Here is a 6,000-nt window from a genome sequence, read left to right as displayed (position 1 = left end):
TATCTTTGAGGGTGTTTCTTGCTGAATGGTTATCTTTTCTTCCTTAACTCATGTTTTCCAAGGAATAGGAAAAAAGCGAAAAAGAGCTCAAGTAAAATAAAAAAGAGAACAAAACTATGCATAAAAAATGCTTCTGGTAACACATTGATAATTGGATCAGTTCGCGGATCAAACAACCAGTCGTCATTATTGAAAAATGTTTCGTGAAAAACAATAAAAAATCGATCAAAACCGATTAACATAAAAAATCCAATAACTACTGGCGCAAGCATCCCAAATTGAAACGGACGTATCAATCGCCAGAAACGTTTATTTTTCCATAACGAAAAAACAAACAAGCTACTTGGTATCAACGTGACTAGTAACACAGCATAATCAATGAAAAAAAGAGCACGTACTTCACGAAAATGATGTGCGCCACTGGCCGAAACAGGAAAATCTGGCAAACTCAGTACAGATTGAAATGGATTATTCAAATATTTCATCAATTCATCGAAATTTTGAAGTAACGTTTGCTGATCAAGAGACGTGTACCGCAAAATATGCAAATAATTGATATCAAATACATAGAGCGGTCGAAAGTTGATAGTCAAGGCAATCGCTAAACTGATCAAGGTCAAAAATAAGCTAGTCAACCCTAAAAATTCAAGCCATTGTCCTTTACGCTTGCCCATTTAGAACTGCCACTCATCTAAAGAATTTTTGATAAACGTAGGTGGAGCTGGTAAATGAGGTACATCTTCAGCTTTGGTAAACCCTGATAGAACTAACAATGTATCAATACCATTTTGGATACCTGCTTGGATATCTGTTTCATAGTTATCACCAACCATGATTACTTCCTCTTTTTGGAGTCCCAAGATTTTTACTGCTTTATCCATGATGATTGCTTCTGGCTTACCAATATAAATTGGCGTTGTTTGCGTAGCTGTTTCGACGAAGGAGACCACTGAACCTGCCCCTGGCAGCAATCCACGTTCTGTAGGAATATTTTTGTCTGGGTTTGTTCCAATAAAAGTTGCCCCTTTTTGAATTGCAAGGGTTGCTGTCACCACTTTTTCGTAAGTCAAATAATTATCTAACCCCACAACAACATAATCTGGGGTTTCTTCTTCCCATTCAAATCCAGCTTCCAATATCAAGTCAATCAATCCTGATTCTCCGATAACGAAAACCTTCTTACCCTTTCCATCGGTTAACATAAAATCAATCGTCGCTAAGCTTGCTGTATATACAGTTTCAGCTGCGACATGAATATCGAATTCATCTGCTAGCCGTTTGGCAACTGTAGCAGGGGTTTTCGTTGTATTATTCGTAACGAATAAAAAGGGTAACTCACGTTGTTGTAATTCCTCGACAAAACGTTTTCCTGCCGGAATTGGTTCTGTTCCGCGATAAATCGTTCCGTCTAAATCAATCAAATATCCTTTATAACTCATACTCACGACTCTTTTCTTTTTCTTATCGTAAAGTTCGCTTTTTCATTTGCTGGTTGCTGGACTGATTCTTTCGCAGCAGTCGCTTTTTTTGGTGCTTCTTTACGTTTTTTAATGACAGGTTTCTTATGACTAGAAGATACTGGACCTTTCTTTTCATCAATATACGCTGTCTGATTGTAATTTTTTTTCTTTTTACGACGTTGTGTTGGCTTTTCCTTTTTGTCTCCCCCACCTATGCGTTCGATAACAAAATAGGCACAACCAAAATTGCAGTATTCATAAAGATAATCCTCTAATGAATCAATCCGTTGATCCGGATGGGCACGTCGATTGTCTGCACGGAAAAATCCTTTCAGGCGAAGCTGTTCATAGCCCCAGTCCCCAACGATATAATCATAACGAGATAACACATCACTGTATCGCTCGCCAAGTTTTTGTGCGTCAAATCCTTCACGGTGATTGGCTACTAGACGAAATTGTCGATCACCAACTAAAAAATTACTATCATCTAAAGGTGTCACAAGCTCCCCTTTGATTTTTTCTGCTTTAGGCTTTTCTTCAACGATTTCTTCTAAAGCATTCGTTAGTTCATCTGTGACAAGATTTGTTGCTTCACTTTCAGCTGTTGCTACAGGTGTTTCTTTCATTTCTTTACTTGCAACTGGCTGCTGTTTCTTTTCTTTTGATTTTGCAGACATACTTTCACCACCTATTCCTAGTCATTATACCTTGTTTTTATTTGATTGGGTAGTGAGCTTTCAAGTAATCACCCACGACACTACGAATAAATTCTGGAAACAGAAATTCATTTTCGCCGGCAATTTCAATCGTTGGGAAAAACGGCACAAACATGAAATGGTCAACGGTTGTAAACGTATAGCGCTCTTTTTCATTGATTGGTTGATTTTGAAACAGCACTTGGTGATTTACTTCATCGTAGGTAATGCCATTATAAACGATTTGTCCAAATATTTTGCCTCGAAAACCCATCCCATTCATAGGAAAGTTACGTAAAAAATTGCGATTTTTTTCCATTTCCAAAATTAATCGAATCAAATCTGATCCTTTAACTGTTACATTTAATAAGTGCATTGGATGTGGCAACGCAGTGTGTAGCTCATCTTGGTTGACAATTCCAGCTGGTATATCCGTTAAAAACAAGCCACTATTCAAAATTGCCGCCTTCGTCTTTCCACGTTCTTTGATTGCTTCTAATGCTAATTGAATAAAGGGTTCTTCACCAAAAACTTCCATCGTTAGGGGAAATGGTAGATCAGCGACTTTTTTAGCTTTCAAAAGAGCATGCCCTTCTGCCAAATAACTAGCAATTTCTTGCGCATCTTCAGGAAAAACTGTCAACGACTCGGTTGGAATTGCTTGTGCAGAATGCTTCACAATTTTTTTATTCTCATCTAACGTCAATTGGACTTCTCCTACATACTGACCATAACGACCAGCCGCGGCTAATTGAACGCCGTTGACCACTTTCCCATTAGGAAAGAGATGATGTGTATGGGAACCTAAGATAACATCTATTGCTGGTAACTCTCTTGCAATTTGGCTATCATCTTGAATACCCAGATGACTCATCAACACTAAAACATCGACTTTTGGTCGTAATTCTTCCACCATTTCAGGTAAAATATCATAGGGGTTTCGGATATCCCAGCCGTTTGGACTATATGTTAAAGGAAAAGGTGCTGTGAATGCCATCAGACCGATTTTTGTCTGTTGCTTCGTTTCAATAATCTTGTATGGCTTCGCCCATGCTGGCGGTTGCAATGTTTGTTTGTCAAATAAATTTGCTAATAAAACATCAAAATTAGCTTCATCATATAGATGATTCAACTCCTGTTTTGAATGACCAACACCTTCATTATTGCCAATCGTTGCGGCATCGTAACCAATTTCATTCATCAGCAAAACATTGGCTTGACCGTTCGTTGCTTCCGATAACGGATGCCACCGATCAACAAAATCTCCTAAATCCACGGTAATAGTCGTTGTCTGTACTTTCTTTTCACTTTCGCGTTTCCGTTGCTCTAAAAAGCGTCTGATTCTGGGCCAGTTTTCCAGATGTGAATGGAGATCATTCGTGTGTAATAACATTATTTTTTCCATCTTCTCGCCTCTCTTCCCGATCATCATACCACAGAGCTATTTTTTTCTTCCAATAATAATTCTGAGTACTATTTACTTCAGAAAAATGGAATAAAAAAGCGTTTATGGTTTCTTTAAGCTAACCTAGTTATTATTAAGTCATTCCCAAAACATTCATTTTTTCATTCTTTACCTCCAACCTTGCCAGCCTCATTCTTTCTATTGAGGCTGGTCTTTTTTGATAAAAAAAATAAAAAAGCGTGCCTTTGACTTCAAAAGAAGCAGTTGGCACACGTTTATCTCTATCATTTAGTTGGTCCACTTATTTTTTGGACAAAAAAAAAACAGGCATCGCATCCCTGTTCATCAATCAGCTATTTTTATTCAGACACATGGTGGAGCCTACTTAGTGCTGCTTCCTTCCGGATCTGACACGCTTCATAAGCCCACCATTGTCCTAGCCTTTCGGCAAGAAATAGTATACCGCATTTTTTTCATTCTGACTAGCTTTTTTTCAATTTCTTTTTTTTCGCACGCAACTGACGGAAGAATGTTGACAAAACTTCTCCACATTCCTCTTCCAAAATACCGCCTTCTACTACTGCTTGATGATTGAAGCGTTCATCCGTCAATAAATTCATCAACGTTCCGGCCGTTCCACCCTTTGGATCATAAGCCCCAAAATAAACTTCCTTGACACGTGATAAGATCATTGCACCACTACACATTGGACAAGGCTCCAGTGTTACAAATAGCTGTGCTTTTTCCAAACGCCAACTACCCACAGTTGCGCACGCTTCTTTGATTGCAAGCATCTCTGCATGAGTTGTGGCGTCTTGCGTTGTTTCTCGTAAATTATGCCCGCGACCAATTACTTGATTATCTAAAACCACCACTGCACCGATTGGAACCTCCGCTAACTGTTCCGCTTTCTTGGCTTCTTCAAGGGCGAGGCGCATCCATTTTTCTTTTTCTTGTTGTGATAGCTGTTCTTCGTTCAATGAATTCCCTCACTTTTTCTTTCATTATTTTCTTCAGCATAACTTTACCATATTAAAAAAAACTTGTAACTAGTTGCTCCCTTTCGTCAACGTTTTTTATGGTAAAATAGCGATGAGGTGAAGTAAATGAACCAAGCACAATTATTAGAGTTATATCCAACTGCCCAACTAAAAGAATTTCCTTCCGCATCACCAAGCATTCTTTCTTTGGCTACTGGAGATGCCTTTCTTTGGTTTGAAAAAAAATCGTTATCTCCATCTGAAATCAGTCTTTTGAAAGCGTTATTCCCGATGGCAACTAATCCAAAAAATCATCCTTGGTACCATTATTTATTTGAACAACAAGTGCTCACACTGGATCGTTCCTATCGAATCATCCAATTACATGTTTCAGCAAATGATGATTTTTTGCAACAAGAATGGCAAGAAACACTATTAGCCATGTTTTATGAACCTGCAGATTTCTTTTTTTATAGCGAGCAAGACGCACTACTGATTGAGCCTAAAGGAAAAAATTTTCTCCCTGCCTCTGAGCTCAATGGTATTTTTCAAACATTAGATATTGACTTTGAGATTACAACAAATGTTTTTGTCGGCGCTTTTCATGAGCCTTCACAAGATTTTAGAACATTATTTGCCGAAGAAAGGAAAATTTTTCTTACAGAAAAACGTTCCCCACAAAATAGCCAAGCGGTGTTTTCCTTACAAGATGTTGCTCTTCATTACTTTACAACAGAAGGAATCAAAGATCACTTACTTGTCCAAACTTATCAGCGTTTGCTTGAGGAAATGGATATGGAAGAAATTATCCTCGCATTGTGGAACCATTTAGGAAATATTAGTTCTGCTGCTAAAAATCTTTTTCTTCACCGCAATACGTTGAAATATCGGATAGAAAAATTTCAAGAAGCAACTGGCTTCAATTTAAAGCAAGCAAATGATCTCCTTTTTTGTTATCTTCTAATCATTCAAAAACGTCCTATACAGAAAAAAAATTAAAAAAAGTGAGCATTGTAACTGACCAAATCAGCCCAATGCTCACTTTTTTATTATACTTTTTTAACGCAAAAAATTACATGATCTTGTCAACTAAAGTCATCAAACGTTCGCGTAGATCATCTGTTGAATCTTTCAGTGTATCGCCATAAACAGAGATTTTTTTACGACCTTTTTTGATTTTTTCTAAAACACCCATCAAAGAGTCCAAATCACTATCAGATAAGTCGTCAACTAAACCTAACAGTTTTTCGTTTCCGTCAAACTTATCATTAACAAATTTTTTGACTTTGCAACGATTAGACATATGACGAATTTTTTCCACCACTTTACCTGACACAACTGCTGTAGTTGCTACGCCGGCAGCTGCCATAATACCTAAACCAATTGTTACTTTTGTTGATGTTTTCATAAGTCTTCAGCTCCTTTTTATCTACTTCTATCATAGCATAGACAAAAAAATA

Annotated in this window: 7 protein-coding genes and 1 other RNA gene; 1 reads left to right on the top strand and 7 read right to left on the bottom strand. The window is 37.6% G+C overall.

The window, feature by feature from the left end:
* Window positions 1–29: 29 nt before the first annotated feature.
* The 6 genes from DOK81_RS06755 to tadA form a co-directional block, all read right to left on the bottom strand.
* Window positions 30–674, bottom strand: a complete 645-nt coding sequence (locus DOK81_RS06755) for a TIGR01906 family membrane protein (RefSeq protein WP_206909527.1) — start codon at window positions 672–674, stop codon at window positions 30–32.
* Window positions 675–1,439, bottom strand: coding sequence for a TIGR01457 family HAD-type hydrolase (locus DOK81_RS06750; RefSeq protein ID WP_206909525.1), 765 nt, complete (start codon window positions 1,437–1,439; stop codon window positions 675–677).
* Window positions 1,440–1,441: 2 nt separating this feature from the next.
* The gene (locus DOK81_RS06745; protein WP_242589939.1) at window positions 1,442–2,086 is read right to left on the bottom strand and encodes a YutD family protein; all 645 of its coding nucleotides are present in this window, start codon (window positions 2,084–2,086) and stop codon (window positions 1,442–1,444) included.
* An 88-nt stretch (window positions 2,087–2,174) separates the two neighbouring features.
* Window positions 2,175–3,560 carry a bifunctional metallophosphatase/5'-nucleotidase gene (locus DOK81_RS06740; protein ID WP_206909522.1) on the bottom strand — a complete coding sequence of 462 codons (1,386 nt, stop codon included), beginning with the start codon at window positions 3,558–3,560 and terminating at the stop codon, window positions 2,175–2,177.
* A gap of 357 nt (window positions 3,561–3,917) precedes the next feature.
* An RNA gene (gene ffs / locus DOK81_RS06735) (signal recognition particle sRNA small type) lies at window positions 3,918–4,002 on the bottom strand.
* Between the two features lie 40 nt (window positions 4,003–4,042).
* Window positions 4,043–4,540 (bottom strand): tRNA adenosine(34) deaminase TadA, encoded by a 498-nt coding sequence (gene tadA / locus DOK81_RS06730; RefSeq protein ID WP_206909521.1) that lies wholly within the window; start codon window positions 4,538–4,540, stop codon window positions 4,043–4,045.
* Between the two features lie 126 nt (window positions 4,541–4,666).
* On the opposite strand from tadA, the gene DOK81_RS06725 reads away from it, so the two are divergent.
* On the top strand, window positions 4,667–5,539 hold the full coding sequence (locus DOK81_RS06725; RefSeq protein WP_206909520.1) for a helix-turn-helix domain-containing protein: 873 nt from the start codon (window positions 4,667–4,669) through the stop codon (window positions 5,537–5,539).
* A 73-nt stretch (window positions 5,540–5,612) separates the two neighbouring features.
* Here the strand turns inward: DOK81_RS06725 and DOK81_RS06720 are convergent, their stop codons facing one another.
* Entirely contained in the window at window positions 5,613–5,948 is a 336-nt protein-coding gene (locus DOK81_RS06720) for a hypothetical protein (RefSeq protein ID WP_067482472.1), read from the bottom strand.
* Window positions 5,949–6,000: the final 52 nt, after the last annotated feature.

It is taken from the genome of Enterococcus sp. DIV0660C, from assembly GCF_017316125.1.
Lineage (GTDB): Bacteria > Bacillota > Bacilli > Lactobacillales > Enterococcaceae > Enterococcus_B.
Note: the sequence above shows the minus strand (reverse complement) of the source record. Positions and strands in the feature narration are given on the sequence as shown.